At 38.3% G+C, this 21074-nt stretch carries 23 protein-coding genes and 1 pseudogene; 23 read left to right on the forward strand and 1 reads right to left on the reverse strand.

All coding sequences use genetic code 11. The features are described from left to right. The first annotated feature begins 12 nt into the window (after window positions 1-12). From FN924_RS00230 to rsmI, 10 genes and pseudogenes are all read left to right on the forward strand, one after another. Entirely contained in the window at window positions 13-1443 is a 1431-nt protein-coding gene (locus FN924_RS00230; protein WP_143891556.1) for an aminotransferase class I/II-fold pyridoxal phosphate-dependent enzyme, read from the forward strand. Window positions 1444-1445: 2 nt separating this feature from the next. Further along, window positions 1446-2075, forward strand: coding sequence for a dTMP kinase (tmk, locus tag FN924_RS00235; protein ID WP_143891557.1), 630 nt, complete (start codon window positions 1446-1448; stop codon window positions 2073-2075). A 53-nt stretch (window positions 2076-2128) separates the two neighbouring features. Further along, window positions 2129-2458: a cyclic-di-AMP receptor gene (locus tag FN924_RS00240; protein ID WP_143891558.1), complete on the forward strand. Its 330-nt coding sequence runs from the start codon at window positions 2129-2131 to the stop codon at window positions 2456-2458. A gap of 22 nt (window positions 2459-2480) precedes the next feature. Further along, window positions 2481-2921, forward strand: coding sequence for a YaaR family protein (locus tag FN924_RS00245; RefSeq protein WP_143891559.1), 441 nt, complete (start codon window positions 2481-2483; stop codon window positions 2919-2921). Between the two features lie 24 nt (window positions 2922-2945). Next, window positions 2946-3932, forward strand: a pseudogene (gene holB, locus FN924_RS00250) (DNA polymerase III subunit delta'). Between the two features lie 6 nt (window positions 3933-3938). Then, window positions 3939-4766, forward strand: coding sequence for a PSP1 domain-containing protein (locus FN924_RS00255; protein WP_143891560.1), 828 nt, complete (start codon window positions 3939-3941; stop codon window positions 4764-4766). Between the two features lie 13 nt (window positions 4767-4779). Beyond that, the gene (gene yabA, locus FN924_RS00260) at window positions 4780-5133 is read left to right on the forward strand and encodes a DNA replication initiation control protein YabA (RefSeq protein ID WP_143891561.1); all 354 of its coding nucleotides are present in this window, start codon (window positions 4780-4782) and stop codon (window positions 5131-5133) included. Window positions 5134-5219: 86 nt separating this feature from the next. Beyond that, window positions 5220-5972, forward strand: coding sequence for a tRNA1(Val) (adenine(37)-N6)-methyltransferase (locus FN924_RS00265; RefSeq protein WP_143891562.1), 753 nt, complete (start codon window positions 5220-5222; stop codon window positions 5970-5972). Continuing rightward, entirely contained in the window at window positions 5956-6231 is a 276-nt protein-coding gene (locus tag FN924_RS00270; protein WP_143891563.1) for a GIY-YIG nuclease family protein, read from the forward strand. The genes FN924_RS00265 and FN924_RS00270 overlap by 17 nt, the downstream gene beginning before the upstream one ends. Next, on the forward strand, window positions 6228-7112 hold the full coding sequence (rsmI, locus tag FN924_RS00275; protein ID WP_143891564.1) for a 16S rRNA (cytidine(1402)-2'-O)-methyltransferase: 885 nt from the start codon (window positions 6228-6230) through the stop codon (window positions 7110-7112). The genes FN924_RS00270 and rsmI overlap by 4 nt, the downstream gene beginning before the upstream one ends. Before the next feature lie 49 nt (window positions 7113-7161). On the opposite strand, the gene FN924_RS00280 is transcribed toward rsmI, so the two are convergent. Next, window positions 7162-7440 (reverse strand): transition state genes transcriptional regulator AbrB, encoded by a 279-nt coding sequence (locus FN924_RS00280; protein WP_143897061.1) that lies wholly within the window; start codon window positions 7438-7440, stop codon window positions 7162-7164. A gap of 413 nt (window positions 7441-7853) precedes the next feature. Between FN924_RS00280 and metG the strand changes: the two genes are divergently transcribed. From metG to glmU, 13 genes are all read left to right on the forward strand, one after another. Beyond that, the gene (gene metG / locus FN924_RS00285; RefSeq protein ID WP_143891565.1) at window positions 7854-9803 is read left to right on the forward strand and encodes a methionine--tRNA ligase; all 1950 of its coding nucleotides are present in this window, start codon (window positions 7854-7856) and stop codon (window positions 9801-9803) included. 123 nt (window positions 9804-9926) lie between these two features. Next, a protein-coding gene (locus tag FN924_RS00290; protein WP_407692000.1) for an IS3 family transposase occupies window positions 9927-11290 on the forward strand; the annotation gives its coding sequence in 2 pieces (ribosomal slippage) (window positions 9927-10386 and window positions 10386-11290; 1365 coding nt in all). A 72-nt stretch (window positions 11291-11362) separates the two neighbouring features. Then, window positions 11363-12127, forward strand: coding sequence for a TatD family hydrolase (locus FN924_RS00295; RefSeq protein WP_143891567.1), 765 nt, complete (start codon window positions 11363-11365; stop codon window positions 12125-12127). Between the two features lie 230 nt (window positions 12128-12357). Further along, complete coding sequence (locus tag FN924_RS00300; RefSeq protein ID WP_143891568.1) at window positions 12358-13560, forward strand: G5 and 3D domain-containing protein; 1203 nt, start codon at window positions 12358-12360, stop codon at window positions 13558-13560. A 122-nt stretch (window positions 13561-13682) separates the two neighbouring features. Beyond that, on the forward strand, window positions 13683-14240 hold the full coding sequence (gene rnmV, locus FN924_RS00305) for a ribonuclease M5 (RefSeq protein ID WP_143891569.1): 558 nt from the start codon (window positions 13683-13685) through the stop codon (window positions 14238-14240). After that, window positions 14237-15121, forward strand: a complete 885-nt coding sequence (gene rsmA, locus FN924_RS00310; protein WP_143891570.1) for a 16S rRNA (adenine(1518)-N(6)/adenine(1519)-N(6))-dimethyltransferase RsmA — start codon at window positions 14237-14239, stop codon at window positions 15119-15121. Before rnmV ends, rsmA begins: the two co-directional genes overlap by 4 nt. Window positions 15122-15234: 113 nt before the next feature. After that, window positions 15235-16098: a sporulation peptidase YabG gene (yabG, locus tag FN924_RS00315; protein WP_143891571.1), complete on the forward strand. Its 864-nt coding sequence runs from the start codon at window positions 15235-15237 to the stop codon at window positions 16096-16098. A gap of 333 nt (window positions 16099-16431) precedes the next feature. Next, window positions 16432-16698, forward strand: a complete 267-nt coding sequence (gene veg, locus FN924_RS00320; RefSeq protein ID WP_143891572.1) for a biofilm formation stimulator Veg — start codon at window positions 16432-16434, stop codon at window positions 16696-16698. A gap of 140 nt (window positions 16699-16838) precedes the next feature. Further along, window positions 16839-17018: a small, acid-soluble spore protein, alpha/beta type gene (locus FN924_RS00325; protein WP_143891573.1), complete on the forward strand. Its 180-nt coding sequence runs from the start codon at window positions 16839-16841 to the stop codon at window positions 17016-17018. Window positions 17019-17122: 104 nt separating this feature from the next. Beyond that, window positions 17123-17992, forward strand: coding sequence for a 4-(cytidine 5'-diphospho)-2-C-methyl-D-erythritol kinase (gene ispE, locus FN924_RS00330; RefSeq protein WP_143891574.1), 870 nt, complete (start codon window positions 17123-17125; stop codon window positions 17990-17992). Between the two features lie 55 nt (window positions 17993-18047). After that, entirely contained in the window at window positions 18048-18857 is an 810-nt protein-coding gene (purR, locus tag FN924_RS00335) for a pur operon repressor (RefSeq protein WP_143891575.1), read from the forward strand. A gap of 199 nt (window positions 18858-19056) precedes the next feature. Next, on the forward strand, window positions 19057-19347 hold the full coding sequence (gene spoVG / locus FN924_RS00340; RefSeq protein ID WP_143891576.1) for a septation regulator SpoVG: 291 nt from the start codon (window positions 19057-19059) through the stop codon (window positions 19345-19347). A gap of 289 nt (window positions 19348-19636) precedes the next feature. Beyond that, on the forward strand, window positions 19637-21004 hold the full coding sequence (gene glmU, locus FN924_RS00345) for a bifunctional UDP-N-acetylglucosamine diphosphorylase/glucosamine-1-phosphate N-acetyltransferase GlmU (protein ID WP_143891577.1): 1368 nt from the start codon (window positions 19637-19639) through the stop codon (window positions 21002-21004). The last annotated feature ends 70 nt before the right edge of the window (window positions 21005-21074 follow it).

Below are 21074 nucleotides of genomic sequence, written 5' to 3' on the forward strand. Positions count from 1 at the left end.
GGCGGTAATCAAATGAATCAATCGGAAACTCCACTTTTTGATCGATTACTTTCTTATAGCGGAGAACAGCCACATTCCTTTCATGTTCCGGGTCATAAGAACGGTTTGATATTTTCTTCTAAAGGAATTCATTCTTATAAGAATTTGTTATCTATAGATGCAACAGAAATAAATGGCTTAGATGATTTACACGCACCGACTGGTGTCATAGCAGATGCACAAAAATTAGCTGCAGATTGGTTTGGAGTAGAGCATACTCACTTTTTAATTGGTGGAAGTACCGTTGGAAATATAGCTATGATTCTAGCGACTTGCTCTGAGGGGGATAAGATTCTTGTCCAACGAAACTGTCACAAGTCTGTATTGAGTGGGATTGAATTAGCTGGTGCACAACCCATATTTTTAGCTCCAGATTATGAGGAGAGCGTACACAGATATACTTCACCTTCTCTTTGGACCATTCAAGAAGGATTAGAAAAACATCCGGATTGCAAAGCACTTTTTCTAACGTATCCTGATTATTTTGGGACAACCTATGACTTGGAGCGAATAATCACATATGTTCATACACGGAATATTCCTGTCCTAATAGATGAAGCGCATGGGGTACATTTCTCTATTGGGCAAGAATTCCCTAAATCCGCATTAAAAGCAGGAGCTGATGCTGTCGTGCAGTCCGCCCATAAAATGGCACCGGCAATGACAATGGGCTCTTACTTACATGTTCAGTCTGAGTATGTTTTGAATGATCGTATTAAATATTACTTGAATATGGTGCAATCAAGTAGTCCTTCTTATCCGATCATGGCCAGTTTGGATTTGTCTCGACATTTTTTAGCCAATCTAACGACAGTTGAATTAAATCAGGTAATGGAAAGTGTGCGCCAATTCCGTTCTCAACTTGAAAGATTAGAGGTTGGAAAAGTCCTTCTTGCAGATGACCCACTTAAGATTACGTTGGACCTATCTGAAATGGGATATTCAACTCATCAAGTATCACGTCTTTTTGAGCAGAATCAAGTCTACCCTGAGCTAACGACAGATACTCAAATACTATTTGTTCACGGATTGGCACCTATTTCAGATTGGGAAGCTTTACTCCATAGACTAGATAGTATAAAGTCCCAATTAATTAATTTAGTACAACATGATACAATAGAAGTTATACGTGTACCACAAGTTCCCATACAAGCATTAAATCTCACGTATAGAGAGATGAAAAAGCGGGATCAGCAGTTTGTAGGATTAAGGAACGCTGTGGGACAAATATGTGCAGAAAATATTGTGCCTTATCCACCAGGCATTCCTCTCGTTTTAAAAGGAGAACGGATCTCTCCGTCACATGTGGACATGATACAATATTTATTAGATAAAGGAATCTCATTCCAAAACAGTGAAATTAACGAGAAGATTCTTGTGTTTTCAGATATAAAAGGAGAATGAATGTGATTGGACATTTTATAACAATAGAAGGCGGTGAAGGTGCTGGAAAAACATCGATTATTCAAGCATTAGAAAAACGCCTTCAACAAGACGGGTATCAAGTCTTAGCAACAAGAGAACCAGGTGGAATCACAATTGCTGAAAAAATACGACAAGTCATTCTTGACCCTACTCATACCGAAATGGATGCACGGACGGAAGCTTTGCTATATGCGGCAGCACGTCGTCAACATTTAATGGAGAAGGTTTTACCCGCTTTAGAAGAAGGGAATATCGTACTGTGTGATCGATTTGTAGACAGCAGTCTTGCCTATCAGGGGTATGCAAGAGGACTTGGTATAGAGGAAATATATCAAATCAATCAATTTGCAATGGAAGGCTGTGAACCTTCTTTAACGTTATTTTTTGATATTGAACCAGAGAAGGGATTACGGCGTATCCAAGCGAATAAAGAAAGAGAACAAAATCGATTAGACTTAGAAGCCTTATCGTTCCATGAAAAGGTATATGAAGCATACCATATATTACTAAAGAAGTTTCCGAACAGAATTCGATCGATAAATGCAGATCAATCATTGAAGAACGTGGAAAAAGAAGCATATCAGATTATTCAGAACTACCTAGAAGCGTAGCATTCATCGTGAAGATTCATTGGAAATGAAAACCTTTTAAAGGAGGAATCGTGATGAAATTAATTTTAGCGGTAGTACAAGACAAAGATAGCAATCGTCTAACGGATGCTTTAGGAGAAAAGGATTTTAAAACAACAAAGCTTTCTACAACTGGTGGTTTCTTGAAAGAAGGAAATACAACACTCATAATTGGTTGTGAAGACGAGCTAGTAGACGATGCGTTACAAGTGATTAAGGATAACTGCAGTCAACGAGAACAAATGATTGCACCAATATCTCCAATGGGTGGAAATGCGGACTCCTATATTCCAAGACCGATTAATGTGGAAGTGGGCGGAGCAACGGTCTTTATTCTACCTGTTGAGTCATTTTTTCAATTTTAGATGAAAGAAGGTTGTGCAACCGATGAAAATAAGTCAGGACCTAAGATCTCAACTAGAATCAACGAGAAAGAATGTTTCACAACAGAATACGGGTGTGAAAAATTTTGATTCAATGGTTTCTGCTCAATCACATAAATTAAAACAGCAGGAGTTAACAAAGCTCATGTCGGACTTAAGTGCACAGGGAGAAAAGGTTGCACAACATCAGTCTTTTAAAGACCTAGCAAGGTATAAAAGGCTTGTGAAAAAGTTCGTAAAGGAAGCGGTTCAGTTTGGAATGGATCTTAAGCATTCCCATAGTTGGACAGCACAGGGAAGCAATCGTAAGCTTACGATTGTGGAACAAGTGGATGACAAGCTTCTGGAATTAACAGAGGCAGTGATGGGCCAAGAGAAGAAACAAATTGATATTTTAGGGCTTATCGGAGAAATTAAAGGACTATTAATTAATATTTACGGATAAAGCTAGAATGAGGACGGTCTAAGAATGAAAAATTGGTCGGAAGCGAGTAAGGTACAACCGATTATAAGTAAAATGCTAACAAATAGCTTGCAAAAAGATCGGATATCCCATGCTTATCTATTCCAGGGGCAAAAAGGAACCGGGAAAAGAGAAATAAGCGTATAATTTTGCAAGGCCATTTTTTGTAATCATAAAAGTGGTGTGAATCCTTGCAATGATTGCAAGGATTGTAATCGCATCGATTCTGGGAATCATCCCGATGTTCATTGGATTGAGCCAGATGGTGCCTCTATTAAGACGGAACAAATAGAACTCCTTCAAAAGGAGTTTTCTTATACAGGTCTTGAATCAAATCGAAAGATCTATGTTGTTACCCATGCAGATAAGATGACAACCAATGCCTCGAATCGACTTCTAAAGTTTTTAGAGGAACCTAGTCGTCAAACTACAGCGATGCTACTAACGGAAAACAGCCAATCCATATTGCCTACGATACGATCAAGGTGTCAAATTATGGCGTTAACTCCACTACAAACGGATAAACTTCAACAAAAATTAGTCGATGAGGGATTTTCTTTATCCCATGCTAGAATTGCTTCCACTCTTACGAATAATTACGAGACAGCTAAAGGTCTTTGTGAAGATGAGTGGTTTGCTAATGCACGAAAGTTAGTGGTACAATTAGTAGAAGTTCTTCAGTCCAAATTCGGCGAAGCTCTTCTGTTTATTAACAATCATTGGATGTCCCATTTTAAAGAGAGAACACAACTGCAAATGGGGTTAGATCTTCTTCTCTTATGGTATAAAGATCTTATCTATAAGTATATTGAAAGAGAAGAATCTATTGTTTTTTCCGATGAAAGAGAACGACTAGAACAGTCCATGATGGTATGGTCAAGACAATATACGGCGGACATACTAGGATTTGTTTTAGAAGCGAAACGTAAACTAGAGCAGAATGTTCATCCGGCATTAGTGATGGAACAACTTACACTTCATATACAGAGGTGAATTAGATTGGTAGAAGTTATTGGTGTCCGCTTTAAAAAAGCGGGTAAAATATATTATTTTGATCCTAGTGATTTTACGATAACAAAAGACGATTATGTAATCGTTGAGACGGTTCGTGGCATCGAATTTGGGAAAGTAGTTATTTCGAACAAACAAGTAGATGAAGAAGATGTCGTCTTACCGTTGAAAAAGGTCATTCGCATTGCTACGGACAAAGATAAAATTACGGTTGCAGAAAATCAGGAGAATGCTCAGGAAGCATATCGTGTTTGCCAAGAGAAAATTATACAACACGACTTAGATATGAATCTGGTAGAGGTAGAATACACTTTTGACCGAAACAAAGTAATCTTTTATTTCACAGCAGACGGCCGAGTTGATTTTCGGGATTTAGTAAAAGATCTCGCAGCCATTTTTAAAACACGGATAGAGTTACGACAAATTGGGGTTCGAGATGAAGCCAAACTATTAGGTGGAATTGGACCTTGTGGTAGAATGCTCTGTTGCTCTACTTTTCTAGGTGACTTTGAACCAGTCTCTATTAAAATGGCAAAAGACCAAAACCTCTCTTTAAATCCTGCTAAGATTTCTGGATTATGTGGAAGATTAATGTGTTGCTTGAAGTATGAGAATGATGATTACGAATCAGCAAAAAAACAGCTTCCTGATTTAGGGGAAAAGATTGTTACACCACATGGAAATGGGAAAGTCGTTGGACTTAACATATTGGAACGTTTGATTCAAATTGAAATACCAGAGAAAGAGCGCGTCATCGAATATACGTTGGACGAGCTTGTAAATGAGGGTATTATCACTACTCAAGCCACAGAATAATGGGGTGGAGCTCGTGAATAAAAAAGAAGTCTTTGAACAAGTATCCTATATGGAAGAGCAAATTGGTCAGCTATATCAGCAGCTAGGGGATTTAAAAAACCATCTTGCAGAAGTTCTAGAGGAGAATCATCGACTTGCGATGGAGAATCACCATTTACGAAATCGTTTGAATGATACCCCTGAAAGACCGTCAGATGATAAAGAACCAACGGATCCTAATGGAAAAGAAGAACCAGTAGGAGAAGGATACGATAATCTCGCGAGACTATATGATGAAGGCTTTCACATTTGTAATGTACACTTCGGAAGTCCACGCCAAGATGAAGATTGTTTATTTTGCTTACTGTTCTTGAACAAGACGAAATAGAGAAACATTGGGGCTGATGCATAGGGGAAACCTTGTGTTCAGTCCTTCTTTTTCTTTTTAATCATATTCGGAATAGGAGAACTGGAATGGAAGTCCAATTACAGAAAGATGAGCGTTTAGATTATCTGTTAGCAGAACAAAATATGAGAATTATTCAAAGTCCAGAAGTATTTGCTTTTTCGATAGATGCGGTCCTATTAGCAGATTTTGCGAATGTACCACTGAAGAAAGGGAAAATTCTAGATTTGTGCTCTGGGAATGGGGTGATTCCCCTTTTAGTTAGTAGAAGGTCCAATGTACCGATTACAGGGGTAGAAATCCAAGAAAGACTCTATGATATGGCGATACGAAATGTGCAATTAAATGACTTAGAGAAACAGGTTACTATGATTCACGGAGATTTAAAGGACATGCCAAAAGAGTTAGGGCATGGTGCCTTTAACTATGTTTTATGTAATCCTCCGTATTTTAAAACAACGGAAAAGAAGCAGCAGAATGAAAACCCGTATTTTACAATTGCCAGACATGAGATTTTTTGTACATTAGAAGATGTTGTGTATGCATGTAGTAGATTGACAAAACCTGGAGGAAAAGTGGCTCTTGTCCATCGTCCAAGTCGACTAGGTGATATTATTACATTGTTTAAACAACATAGAATTGAACCGAAGCGGATTCGGTTTGTTCATCCAAAGGAAGGTAGAGAAGCGAATACCGTTTTAATAGAAGGAACGAGAGATGGAAGGCCAGATGTAAAAATTCTTCCTCCACTTTATGCGTTTGATGAGGAAGGGAATTACTCCAAAGAATTAGAAGGGATTCTATATGGCAAACAACGCTAACCATTATGTCTATATGCTAAGATGCAAGGATGGATCTTTATATACAGGATATACGAACAATATAGAAAAACGCCTAAAAATGCATGAAGAAGGAAAAGGTGCTAAATATACAAGAGGAAGAGGTCCGTTAGAGCTTGTCTATTTACAGCAGTATGAAACAAAGGGACTAGCGCTGAAGCAAGAGCACCAAATGAAAAAGTTAAGAAGAGAAGAAAAGGAACAGCTTATTCAAGAAAGCGGGAGGGTGGATATGGAATGAATGTACAGCGTAGTTTCACCCAGTCGAACGGCGGCAAATTGTATGTGGTGGCAACTCCAATTGGAAACTTGGAGGATATAACAGTTAGGGCATTAAAAACACTTGAGCAAGTAGATCTAATTGCAGCAGAAGATACAAGAAATAGTAAGAAACTTTTAAATCATTTTGAGATACATAAACCACTTGTCAGCTATCATGAGCATAATAAGCGAAGTCGTGAAGACTATCTACTAGAAACACTGAAAGAAGGTAAAGATGTAGCCATTATTAGTGATGCTGGGATGCCTGCTATTTCAGACCCTGGCTATGAGGTAGTCAAGGCAGCAGTAGAGCATAATATTTCAGTCATCGTCATTCCGGGGGCAAATGCGGCGTTAACGGCATTGGTGGGGTCTGGACTTCCGACAGATGAATTCTACTATTATGGATTTTTACCCCGAAAGAAAAAAGAGAGAGTGGAGGAATTAACCCGACTTTCTTCCTTACCTACTACGCTTATTTTTTATGAATCACCCTACCGCATTGAAGACACCGTTCAAACAATTGTAGAAGTACTTGGAAATAGACCAATCTGTCTAGCGAGAGAGTTAACAAAGAAGTTTGAGGAATATGCTCGCGGAACAGGCCAAGAAATTATAGATTGGTTAAAAGAAGAAACCATTCGAGGGGAATTTTGTATTGTCGTGGAAGGAAACCAAAGAAAAGGAAAAGAGGAGGATAAGCAATGGTGGGCTCCTCTTTCTATTGAACAGCATGTTACACATTATATAACGGAGCTAGGTCTCAAAAGTAAAGATGCGATTAAAAAGGTTGCATTGGAGCGAGATATCCCGAAAAGGGAAGTGTATCAAGCTTTCCATGTTGAACAAGATAATGAATAAAGGAAACACGAAAAAAACCTTCGCAATTGCGAAGGTTTTTTCGTTCGGATTAAACATCCATACGGGATTGTATTTCTTTAATTAACTCTTTTGCGCCTTCTTTACTCAATACAAGTTTACCATTTGCAAGAGAAAGGTTATCATCAGAGATTTCCCCTGTAATATGGCAAGTCATATTTGGTTTGTATTTTTTAAGAATGATGCGATCATCATCCACATAGATTTCCAACGCATCTTTCTCATTAATACCAAGTGTGCGTCGAAGTTCTATTGGTATTACAACACGGCCAAGCTCATCCACTTTACGAACAATTCCTGTAGATTTCATTTTTACAATTCTCCCCTCATACTCTGTCATTCATTTCGGCATTATTCGACATGTAATAACAATAGTTTACCAGTGTTTTACATAAGTGTCAATTATATTTTGCGAATTATTCTCCACATGGGAAAGTATTCGTCATAATTGTACGATAATCTCGGTTATTATTGAACGACTTTCCTACATTGTACAAAAATATGTCGAATTTATAATGGAAAATCGACAAAAAATTTCCTTTTCCCATTATTTGAATGAAATTTCCATTAAATAAAACAGGCTAAGAACTAAAATTCCGCACATCAGCTTAGAAAAATTGGCAAAGTAATGAAAAAATCGCTACAATAATAAGAAATAAGGTTGAAGAAGATGTAAAATAGGTCATTCTATTAAAAGATACGAGACAAGAAGGAGGATTTTGGATGTCCAACGAGAAAAAAACATTTTATATTACAACTCCTATTTATTACCCAAGTGGAAATTTACATATAGGTCATGCTTATACAACAGTTGCTGGAGATGCAATGGCTCGTTATAAACGACTACGTGGCTATGATGTGATGTATCTAACGGGAACGGATGAACATGGACAAAAGATTCAGAAGAAAGCAGATGAAAAAGGGCAGACTCCACAAAAATATGTAGATGATATTGTGAGTGGGATTAAAACATTATGGGATAAGCTTGAAATCTCCTATGTGGATTTTATTCGTACGACAGAAGATCGTCACAAAAAAGTGGTAGAAAAGATTTTTGCTCAGTTGCTAGAGCAAGGGGACATTTATTTAGATGAATACGAAGGCTGGTATTGTACGTCTTGTGAATCGTTTTTCACAGAGCGACAATTAGAGGATGGTAAATGTCCGGACTGTGGAGGTCCTGTTGAGAAGGTAAAAGAAGAATCTTATTTCTTCAAAATGAGCAAGTATGTCGATCGCTTGTTACAATTTTATGAGGATAATCCGGAATTCATTCAACCAGTAAGTAGAAAGAATGAAATGATTAGTAACTTCATTCGCCCGGGTTTAGAAGATTTAGCTGTATCTCGAACGACGTTTGACTGGGGGATTAAAGTACCAGGTGATCCGAAACACGTCATTTACGTATGGATTGACGCATTATCTAACTATATAACGGCACTTGGCTATGGAACAGATGATGATGAACGTTACCAAAAATACTGGCCAGCAGATGTTCATCTCATGAGTAAAGAGATTGTTCGATTCCATACCATCTATTGGCCAATCATGTTAATGGCGTTAGACCTACCGTTACCTAAAAAAGTTTTTGCACATGGCTGGATTCTCATGAAGGATGGAAAAATGTCGAAATCTAAAGGGAATGTTGTGGATCCAGTGGACCTCACAAACCGTTATGGATTAGATGCTCTTCGGTATTACTTACTTCGCGAGGTTCCTTTTGGTTCTGATGGTACATTTACACCAGAAGGCTTTGTGGAAAGAACGAATTATGATTTAGCGAACGATTTAGGAAACCTATTAAATCGAACGGTTGCTATGATTGAAAAGTATTTCGATGGAGAGATTCCGGAACTTATTCTTTCAGAGGATGAATTTGACAAGGATTTAGAGCAGCTAGCAAAACAAACAGTTACAAATGTCGAGAATGCAATGGAAAACATGGAGTTCTCCGTAGCGCTAGCGACAATCTGGCAGTATATTAGCCGTACGAATAAATATATTGATGAGACACAACCTTGGGTTCTCGCAAAAGAGGAGTCTAATAAAAAACGTCTTGGTAATGTGATGGCACATTTAGCAGATTCCTTACGTCGGACTGCTATCTTACTTCGTCCGTTCTTAACTCAGACTCCTAAAACGATGTTTGAACAGCTAGGTGTAATAAATGAAGAACACCAAGAGTGGGATAGTTTACTTAATCACCACGCTATCGCAGCAGGAACAAAAGTGGTCAAAAAGGATCCAATGTTCCCAAGATTGGAAGTAGAGAAAGAAACTAAAATCATTAAAGATATGATGAAAAAACCAGAACCCAAAAAGGAAAAAGAAACAAGCGATGCAAAACCAGAGATTAGCTATGATGATTTTATGACCCTAGATTTACGTGTGGCAGAAGTCATTCGTGCTGACAAGATGGAAAATGCCGATAAGCTTCTTCGGATTCAAGTCGATCTAGGAGACGAAAAACGACAAATTGTTTCGGGTATTGCAAAATACTATCAACCAGAAGACTTAATTGGTAAGAAAGTCATTTGTGTCACCAATTTAAAACCAGTCAAACTACGTGGTGAACTATCTCAAGGTATGATTCTTTCTGGAGAAGATGAAAAAGGAAACTTATCCTTGGCTACCGTAGAACAATCCTTACCGAACGGATCAGTAGTTAAATAAGATTGTTTCCTTTTGAGACGAAGACGGGCTTCAGCAAGAAGTAATAAGAAAAACGCTTATCCGGTGTAAAAGTGAACTGCACCCCAATTGTTAGACACTCAACAATTGGAGGTGCAGTTTTTTATGGCTAAATTTACTCAAGAAAATAAATTAAATGCAGTTCAAAGATATTTAGAAGGTAATGAGAGTTATCATTCTATTGGAGAATCACTGGGGACGTCTTCAAGTGTGATAATGAACTGGGTGGCACAATATAATCTTCATGGTTTAGAGGGATTATTAAAGAAATCCTATGCAAGTTATTCAGAACAGTTTAAACTAAAAGTGCTTAACTATATGATTGAGCATGGGACGTCACCTAATGAAACAGCCGCGATTTTTAAAATCTCCTCTCCAGGTATGATTAGAAAATGGAGGATCCTTTATGAAAAAGGAGGAGTAGACGCCCTTAAACCGAAGAAAAAGGGGCGTACACTCATGAAAAAAGAAAATAAGAGAGATACACAAAAACAAGTACCAACTGATAATTCTATTGAAGCTCTCAAAGCTGAAGTAAAACAGCTACGAATGGAGAATGAGTATCTAAAAAAGTTGAACACCTTAGTTCAAAACAAGGAAAAATCACCAAACAAGACAAAGCGAAAATAGTCTATGAACTAAGGAATGACTTCTCGGTGAAAGCACTTATAACGTTGGCAGATGTACCACGTAGTACGTACTACTACTTCGTTAAACAATTAGATCGTCCAGATAAAGATGCAGAACTAAAAATACTTATAAAAGAAATTTATTATGAACACAAAGGACGATATGGTTATCGTCGTATTCGAGATGAGCTTGTGAACCGTGGGTACAAAGTTAATCATAAAAAAGTTCAACGAATCATGAAGGGATTAGGTTTGAAAAGTATGGTTCGTATGAAGAAATATCGTTCTTATAAAGGGAAAGTAGGTAAGACAGCACCAAACATATTGGACCGTAACTTCAAGGCAGAAAAGCCAAATGAAAAATGGGTAACAGATATTACTGAGTTTAAATTATTTGGGGAGAAACTCTACCTATCTCCTATTCTTGATTTATTTAATGGTGAAATTATTACTTACACGATTGGTTCAAGACCTACATACTCACTTGTTTCAAACATGTTAGAGAAGTCTTTTGAACGATTAACAGATAAAGATAAGTTAATTCTTCACTCAGATCAAGGATGGCATTACCAAATGAGGCAGTATCGCCACGCCTTAAAGGAGCAAGGGATAACACAAAGTATGTCACGTAAGGGAAACTGTTATGACAACGCAGTGATAGAGAATTTCTTTGGAATTATGAAATCTGAATTTCTATACCTCAATGAATTTGATAGCATTGATCATTTTAAACAAGAACTTGAAGAATACATGAATTACTATAACAACAAACGTATTAAGACAAAATTAAAAGGCAAGAGTCCAGTACAATTCCGAACTCTTGCCCAACAAGCTGCTTAATAAAATTATCTGTCTAACTTTTTGGGGTCACTTCAAAGATAAGCGTTTTTCTATGAAAAGGAGGAAAAAAGCATGTTGTTCGATACACATGTTCATTTAAATGTACAACAATTCGACGAAGATCGTGACGAAGTCATGGACCGTGCACGAGAAGCAGGAGTAGAAAAAATGGTAGTTGTCGGGTTTGACCGAGAAACAATTCCAAAGGCTCTGTCTTTAGCGGAAAAGCATGATCACATATATGCAGCAGTAGGCTGGCACCCAGTCGATGCCATCGATATGACAGAACAAGATTTAGACTGGATTGAAGAATTAGCCAATCATCCTAAAGTGGTCGCAATCGGAGAGATGGGATTAGATTACCATTGGGACAAATCTCCAAAGGATGTACAAAAATCGGTATTTCGACAGCAAATTGCATTAGCCAAACGTGTAAACCTGCCTATCATTATTCATAACCGGGAAGCTACGGAGGACATTGTCGAAATCTTAAAAGAAGAAAATGCTGCCGAAACAGGAGGAATTATGCACTGTTATAATGATTCAGCAGAATATATTCAAGATTGTCTTGATATGAATTTTTACATTTCACTTGGTGGTCCAGTAACCTTTAAAAATGCAACACTACCGAAAGAAGTTGCGAAGGTTGTGCCATTAGATCGGCTGCTTATTGAGACTGATTGCCCGTTCTTAGCACCACATCCAAACCGGGGAAAACGAAATGAACCAGCTTATGTGAAGCTAGTGGCAGAGAAAATAGCTGAATTAAGAGACATTACTTATGAGGAAGTAGCACGGGCTACAACAGAAAATGCTATAAAATTGTTTAGAATATAACTAGTAAAAGAGAAATCCTGCAAAGAATTAAAATCGCCCTCAAACCCTTGAAAAACAAGGGTTTGAGGGCGATGTAATCTAATTTTAATATAACTGAAATATAAAAGAATAAAAACAAGCTCATCCCAGTAGTGCCAGGGGTTTAACTTGATTTTATCCAATGGTTGCTCGTTTGACACTCTTTCCAAATGCTTTATATAATCAACGGGTACAAAAGGAGGCAAGCGAGCATGAATCCAATTTCACAGCTATTGCCGGCGTGGAAAAGTAAGATTTTCATTCCGATAGCCACTATTATAGCAGGGCTTGTTCTGGTATCTCTAATTACATACCAAGTAACAAAAGCCGAAGTAACTGTCGTCCAAAATGGGGAAGAAGAAATTGTAGCCACCCATGCAAATACAGTAGCAGAACTTTTAGATGAACTTAATATTAAACCTTCTAAATACGATACATTATCTCACGAGGAACAAGATGCTATTACTGCAGGCATGACTGTCATTTATGACAAAGCAATGCCGGTTGAAGTAACATTAAACGGTGAGACGAAAGAGTATTACACGACAGCAGATACAGTAGCAGATTTTCTTGAAGAAAATGAAATCACAATTAGTGAGCACGATAACGTATCGGTTGATCAGAACGAAGCAATCAAAAATGGAATGAACATCTCCATTGATCAAGCTTTTCAACTTACGTTAAAGGATGGCGGGAAGGAAAAGAAGGTTTGGGCGACTGAAGGAACCGTTGCGGACTTTCTAAAAAACAATGAGATTAAGCTAGGAAAACTAGATAAGCTAAATCTCGAAAAAACAGACAGGATTGATAAAAACTCTGTTATTGAAATAACAAGAGTAGAAAAAGTAACCGATGTTGTAAAAGAAACAAAAGATTATGCAGTGGTTACAAAAAAAGATAGTTCTTTAGCAAAAGGCCAAGAAAAAGTTATTTCTTCAGGTGAAAAAGGTGTAGTGGAAAAGCACTATGAGGTCATTCTGGAGAATGGAAAAGAAGTTAGTCGTAAGTTAATCAAAGAAGACGTGAAAAAGGAAAGTGAACAACGTGTAGTAGCCGTTGGGACGAAGGTTACACAAAACACTGGAGCCAACACCATTTCTCGTGGAACTGCTCCTGCAGGAAAAACGCTCTACATGAAGGCAACGGCCTATAACTGGAATTGTGCAACATGTAGTGGATCTGGTTACACGAGTACAGGAATTAATCTAAAGGCTAATCCGAACCGCAAAGTTGTTTCGGTAGATCCTAGCGTCATTCCTTTAGGTACAAAAGTGTGGGTAGAAGGATATGGATACGCGATTGCCGGAGATACAGGTGGCCATATCAAAGGGAATAGAATCGATATTCACCTCCCTACTTTAAGTGCCGCCAGAAGCTATGGTACGCGTAGAGTACAAGTGAAAATAATAAATTAAATATCTTGCTTAAGCCCTTGCCATAACGGTGAGGGCATTTTACTTTTTATGCCCCATTTAATATCATAATAATTATATATAGACGGATTGTGATAAGGAATGCAGAAAAGGATGGGAACTTATTGCGGATAAAAGAAGTTATCGTCGTCGAAGGAAAAGACGACACATCGAAAATAAAACAAGCAGTGGACGCAGATACTATTGAGACAAATGGATCTGCGGTTAACGAGGATATCATTAATCAAATCAGGCATGCTCAGGAAAAACGAGGTGTCATTATTTTTACAGATCCAGATTATCCGGGAGAGAGAATTCGTCATATCGTTTCACAGGCTGTACCTGGCTGTAAGCACGCTTTTTTAACGAAGCAGGAAGCAAAGGCGAAACGAGATAAAGGGATTGGAATTGAACACGCATCCGTTTCCGTTATTCAAGAAGCCCTCTCTAAAGTGTATGAAGTGACGGGGGAATATGAGTCTGCCATTACAAAGGAAGATTTACTAGCTTGCGGATTGATAGGAGGTCCAAAAGCAAGAGAAAGAAGAAAAAAACTTGGTGTAGCACTTCGTATTGGGTATGCCAATGCTAAACAGTTAGAAAAGAGACTAAGCAGTTTCCAAATTGCGAGAGAGGACTTCGTAGAGGTAATGGAACAAATATTGAAGGAGGAAGAGTCATGAACCAGGAAAAAGCAATCGCGACTCCATCCAAAACAAAGGAAATTTTACAGAAGCATGGCTTTTCCTTTAAGAAAAGTTTAGGTCAGAATTTCCTGATTGATACACAAATCTTGAAGAACATTATTCATCATGCTGGGATAGATAAAGAAACAGGAGCAATTGAGATTGGTCCCGGGATGGGGGCATTAACAGAACAACTCGCTATTCACGCTGATGAAGTGGTTGCTTTTGAAATTGATCAGCGCTTAGTTCCGATTTTAAAAGAGACGTTGCAGGGGTATGATAACGTTTCGATTATAAATAAAGATATTTTAGAAGCAGATATTCAGAAAGAAATAGAAGAACACTTCAAAAAGGGTCAGCCTGTTAAGATAGTAGCTAATTTACCTTATTATATTACGACGCCGATTTTGATGAAGCTTTTAATGGAAAAGCTTCCGATATCTAGTATTACGGTAATGATTCAGAAGGAAGTTGCAGAAAGAATGGCGGCAAGTCCAAGTAGTAAAAGCTATGGGTCACTATCCATAGCTGTCCAATACTACACGGATGCAAAAGTCGTTATGAATGTTCCCAAAACTGTATTTATGCCACAACCAAATGTAGATTCCTCTGTTTTACATTTGACGTTACGAGAGGAACCACCTGTACAGGTAGAAGATGAAAACTATTTTTTCGACCTTGTCCAAGCATCTTTTGCGCAAAGACGGAAAACATTAAATAATAATTTAGCTCGACACTTTGCAGAAACATATACAAAACAAGAAATTGCGGAGCTAATAAAACAAGCAGATATAGAGGGCTCCCGAAGAGGGGAAGCCTTATCCATGGAGGAATTTGCTCGTCTAGCGAATACGTTTTACCGTAAAGGTCTTGATTAAATCTTTCAGATAGATGATAGCTTGAACAAAAAGGAACAACTTTTCAATCTCAACATAGGCTATTTTATAACGAATATTCTTTTGGTTAACGACGGCCTATGTGAGGTGGAAACATGGAGATTAAGATAGGAGATTTAGTTTCACGAACCTCTTATAACCACGATTTATTATTTCGAATTATCGATATATCAGATCGTACAGTCCTTTTACATGGAGAGGATGTGCGATTAGAAGCGGATGCTTCACCGGAAGATCTTGTCCGCATACCAGAACGAGATTTAAAAAAACGACGAGAGAAGATGAAAGAACAAGAAGACTTTTCTTATCGGTTATTTAGACAGGATTATCAGCTTATGAAAGAAAAGCGTGAGTATGAATCCACTTCTGGCTATGAACAAACACCAGATTACTTTCAGCTACCCGCAAGAGTACTCCATCTAGATGGAGATCAACAGTATTTAAAAAAATGTATTAACGTGTATCAGCGTCTTGGTCTCCAGGTGCACGGTGTTCACCTTAGCGAAAGAGAAATGCCGGAAGAAATAGGACGTCTTGTTGAAAAAATTCAGCCTGATCTCATAATAATAACTGGTCATGATGCATTTTCTCGCAACAAAGGGAATAAGAATGACCTTGGAGCTTATCGTCACTCCAAATATTTCGTAGAAACAGTCCGAGAAGCTAGAAGGGTTGTTCCTCACCTTGATCAGCTTGTAATTTTTGCAGGGGCATGCCAATCCCACTTCGAGTCGCTTATCCGTGCTGGAGCTAATTTTGCTAGTTCTCCATCTCGAGTTAACATTCATGCATTAGACCCGGTTTATATCGCTGCTAAAATCGCTTATACACCTTTTATGGATAAGGTAGGGGTGTGGGATGCTTTACGAAACACAATGACGGGTGAAAAAGGACTTGGTGGAGTAGAAACGAGGGGTTTACTTCGAACGGGTATGCCATATATCGAAGATGAAGATTAATGAACCTTTATTAAACGTAGTGTGAGAGAGTGGAATACAATTTTCCACCTTTCTCACGCAGGTTCATGCTCCGATTAACGCCAATGAAAACCGAACTAGTACATGATCACGAAATATTGTATTAAAAAATTATACCGAAAAGAATTTTCAAAAAACTAAAAAAAGATGCAAAAATAGTACATATTTTAATTATCCTGAGAGAAGATAAAGCTTGAGACCAGATAATTCATTATTTAATCGTTGACATCAAAAATGTTATCCTGTTATAATATTATATTTTATTTGACGATTAAACAAGCATGTGGTATAGTTATATTAGTGAGGTGGAGTGTATTGGCTAAAACATTAGTGGAAATTAAACAAGGTTTAGACGGGCAAATAGGGAAACGCTTGAAGCTGAAAGCAAATGGCGGGAGAAGAAAGACCATCGAACGTTACGGGACTTTAGCTGAAACGTATCCTTCAGTATTTATTGTTGAGTTAGATCAACAAGAAAATGCATTTGAACGGGTATCTTATAGCTACGCAGATGTTTTAACAGAGACAGTAGAATTAAACTTCATTGATGATATGAGTAAAATGGCACTTGGGGAGCAGTAAACATTCGTTTGCTGCTTTTTTGCTTTTTTATACCTCATAATTTTCCTACTGAAGTGAAATATACCTTGATTGTTTTCATTCTCAACTCCATATACTAAGGATGTCGTGAACCAAGGCTGATTTAGAAGGGAGCTGCTTTCATGGGTAGGAAAAGAGGTATTATGTCCGACCAATTGAAAGAGGAAATTGCTAAGGAGTTAGGTTTTTACGACACTGTCAAACAAGAGGGATGGGGCGGTATTCGAGCGCGAGACGCTGGGAATATGGTAAAGCGTGCCATTCAAATAGCAGAAGAACAATTAACAAGGGGCAAATCCTAATATGGGTTTGTCCCCTTTTCGTTTTAATGGTATGGTACTATTAAAAAGTTATAAGTTGAATGTGGGAATTTAGTCCCATTTGATTAGAAAAAGTAGGTGAAGGCATGTATTTACTCGAAAAGGCTCCTGCCAAAATCAATCTATCTTTAGATGTCCTCTATAAGAGACCAGATCAATATCATGAAGTTGAAATGGTAATGACGACAATTGATTTAGCAGACCGCATTGAGTTAATCGTGTTACAAGAAGATCGGATAGAAATCAAATCTGAGAATAGATTCGTTCCTAATGATGAACGTAATTTGGCTTATCGAGCAGCTAAATTATTAAAAGATACCTTTTCGATTCAAAACGGAGTACGGATTTATATTGAGAAGCAGATTCCAGTTGCTGCAGGTTTAGCCGGTGGAAGTAGTGATGCAGCTGCAACGTTAAGGGGATTAAATAAGCTTTGGAACTTGAATTTATCCACGAAAGAGTTGGCAGACCTCGGGGCGGAAATAGGCTCAGATGTTTCATTCTGTGTGTACGATTCTACTGCTTTAGCAAGTGGAAGAGGTGAACAGATTACAGAGCTGCCACCACCGCCAGCGTGTTGGGTTGTGTTAGCGAAGCCTGCCATTGGGGTTTCGACCCAAACGATATATCAGAATTTAAACTTAGAAGATGTACAGCATCCGAGTACGAAAAAAATGGTAGAGGCTATACAACAACAGCGATATGAAGAGATTTGTAGTCAGGTGGGAAATGTCCTGGAAACGGTAACGTTACGTCTTTATCCGGAAGTGAAACAAATTAAAGAACAGATGGAACAGTCTGGTGCAGATGCTGTATTGATGAGTGGAAGTGGACCAACCGTTTTTGCGCTTGTTCAACAGGAGAGTAGGGCACAGCGTATGTACAACAGTTTAAAAGGGTTTTGTGAAGAGGTGTACATGGTGCGAATGCTCGGTTATCCTCAGACACTTGATTGAATCCGTACAAAAGTGATATATTTAACATTAAATATTCGGATTTTGAGGTGAAGAGATGAAAAGAAGTGATAGATTAGTAGCTATGACGCATTATTTAATAGAACATCCTTCCCAACTCGTTTCCTTACCGTTCTTTTCTGAGACGTATCATGCAGCGAAGTCCTCTATTAGCGAAGATCTAGCGATTATTAATCAACGGTTTCAAGAAGAAGGAATTGGCTATTTAGAGTCCATTGCAGGAGCTGCGGGCGGCGTGAAGTACGTGCCAGAGATGGCGAAGGAAAAAAGTCAACAATTTTTAGATGCTATGTGTGATCGATTAGAAGACTCGAATCGATTGTTACCTGGCGGCTATTTATTTATGAGTGACTTGTTAGGAGAACCAGCTACAGTTCGAAAAGTCGGGCAAATTTTTGCTTCTGCGTTCGCAAAATTAGACGTAGAGGTAGTTGTAACGGTAGCAACAAAAGGAATCCCGCTAGCATATGCAGTCGCATCTTTCTTAAACGTTCCAGTTGTGATTGTGAGAAGAGACCCTAAGGTAACGGAAGGGTCCACGGTAAGTATTAATTACGTGTCCGGTAGTTCTAGAAAAATTCAGACGATGGTATTACCGAAGCGAAGTCTTCGCGAAGGAGCAAAGGTATGTATCATTGATGATTTTATGAAAGCTGGCGGGACGATAAACGGCATGAAAGAGCTTTTGAAGGAATTCGAAGCAGACGTCGTTGCAATAGGTGTTCTTGCAGAAGCGGAGGATGAGGAAGAAGAGCGAGTGGTTGATCAGTACACTTCTCTTGTTCAAATTACAAATGTTGATGTAAAAAATAAAAAAATAGAAGTACACAAAGGGAATCTGTTCTAAACACTCTTCTACAAACAGGACCTATTACCTAACGAAAAACTAAAGAATTATGAGAAATTCCGACTAAAACATTGGAAAAAACAGTTACAAATGTAAATTTTCTAATATTTTATGAATTTTTTTTGAAAATTAGCAGGAATTATCTTTATTTTGTGGAATATGGTAATAAGTTTCTATAGGGAAAAGGTGGTGAAACATAATGGAAGTAACTGATGTGAGATTACGCCGCGTTAATACCGAGGGAAGAATGCGAGCAATTGCTTCTATTACGTTAGATCAGGAGTTTGTCGTACATGACATCCGAGTCATAGACGGTAACAACGGTTTATTTGTTGCTATGCCATCCAAGCGAACACCGGATGGAGAATTCAGGGACATTGCACACCCTATCAATTCTACTACTCGTGGTAAGATTCAAGACGCAGTGCTAGAAGAGTATCACCGTGCAGGAGAAATGGAAGTCGAATACGAAGAAGCAGGTGCTTCTTAAATTGACACCAGGGGTCTAATCTTCCATGATTAGGCTTCTTTTATGTGGGTGAAAATGACAATTGAGATTTTATAAAGCTTAGCAACTAGGTGAACACGGATGCTGAGCTTTTTTTTAATATTCAAAATGAACAATTGGCCAAGTTTTGTAAGGGTAACATAAACACCATTTATAGAGGCTGATTGTTGAAAAGACCTTCGGATTAAGATATATTCGATTATGGATGAAAAAATTGGTGTTCATACGAAAAATCGTTTAAATATATTATCTTAAAAACGGAGGTTACCTCATGACGAATCGGTATGGTGTTGTACTTGCTGCGGGACAAGGAACAAGGATGAAATCTAAGCTTTATAAAGTTCTTCATCCTGTGATGGGCCGCCCAATGGTACAACATGTAGTAGATCAATTAAATGCGCTAAAGTTGAATGATATTATAACGGTGGTAGGCTTTGGTTCAGAACTAGTTAAGGAGCAATTAGGAGAAGATTCCAGCTTCGTGCTTCAAGAAGAACAGCTGGGAACAGGCCACGCCGTACTACAAGCGAAAGATCTACTTGCCAATAAGGAAGGAACTACTTTAGTCGTATGCGGAGATACTCCATTATTAACTCATGATACGCTCCATGCTCTTGTTGCTCACCATGAAAAGCTTGAGGCAAAAGCTACAATTCTAACGGCACTTGCGCCGGATCCAACTGGCTACGGAAGAGTCATCCGCAATCAAGCAAACCATGTCGAACGAATTGTGGAACATAAGGATGCAAATGATGAAGAAAAAGCAGTGAAAGAAATTAACACAGGTACGTATTGCTTTGATAACCAGGCATTATTTGATGCGTTGGAAAACGTGTCCAATGATAACGCTCAGGGAGAATATTACTTACCAGATGTCATTCAAATCCTTCAAGAACAAGGAGAGAAGGTCGCAGCTTTCCAAACAGAGGATTTCGATGAGACTTTAGGTGTTAATGATCGGGTTGCGCTTGCAGAAGCGGAAAAGCTCATGAAAAAAAGAATAAATGAACAGCATATGAGAAATGGTGTGACGATTATTGATCCAGACCATACATACATCGGTCCAGACGTGAAGATTGAACAAGATGTTGTTCTTTACCCTGGAACGATACTATCAGGAAAAACCATCATTAAAACAAATGCTGAAATCGGCCCAAACTCGGAAATTGTAGACTGTATTGTGGGCGAAGAAACACAGATTAAACAAAGTGTTGCTAAACAAAGCGAAATTGGCAACCAAGTGTCTATTGGTCCATTTGCTCATATTCGCCCAGATGCATCGATTGGGAATGAAGTGAAAATCGGTAATTTCGTAGAAGTGAAAAAAGCTGTAATTGATGATAAATCGAAAGTATCTCACTTAAGTTACATTGGAGATGCAGAAGTAGGAAAAGATGTAAATGTCGGTTGTGGCACGATTACAGTAAACTATGATGGAAAGAATAAGCATTTAACGAAGATTGAAGATGGAGCATTTATTGGTTGTAACTCGAATCTAATTGCACCTGTGACGATTGGAAAGGGTGCCTATGTAGCTGCAGGTTCTACGATAAACAAAAATGTTCCAGAAGAAGCACTTTCGATTGCGCGTGTAAGACAAGAAAATAAAGAAGGTTATGTAAAGCGCCTAAAAAAATAAAAAGGCTTGTCTCTTTATCGGGTTAATCCAGTGCGGACAGGTTGTATTACCCGTCACTCCTATTCTAGGT

Origin of the sequence: Radiobacillus deserti, assembly GCF_007301515.1 — a bacterium.
GTDB lineage: Bacteria > Bacillota > Bacilli > Bacillales > Amphibacillaceae > Radiobacillus > Radiobacillus deserti.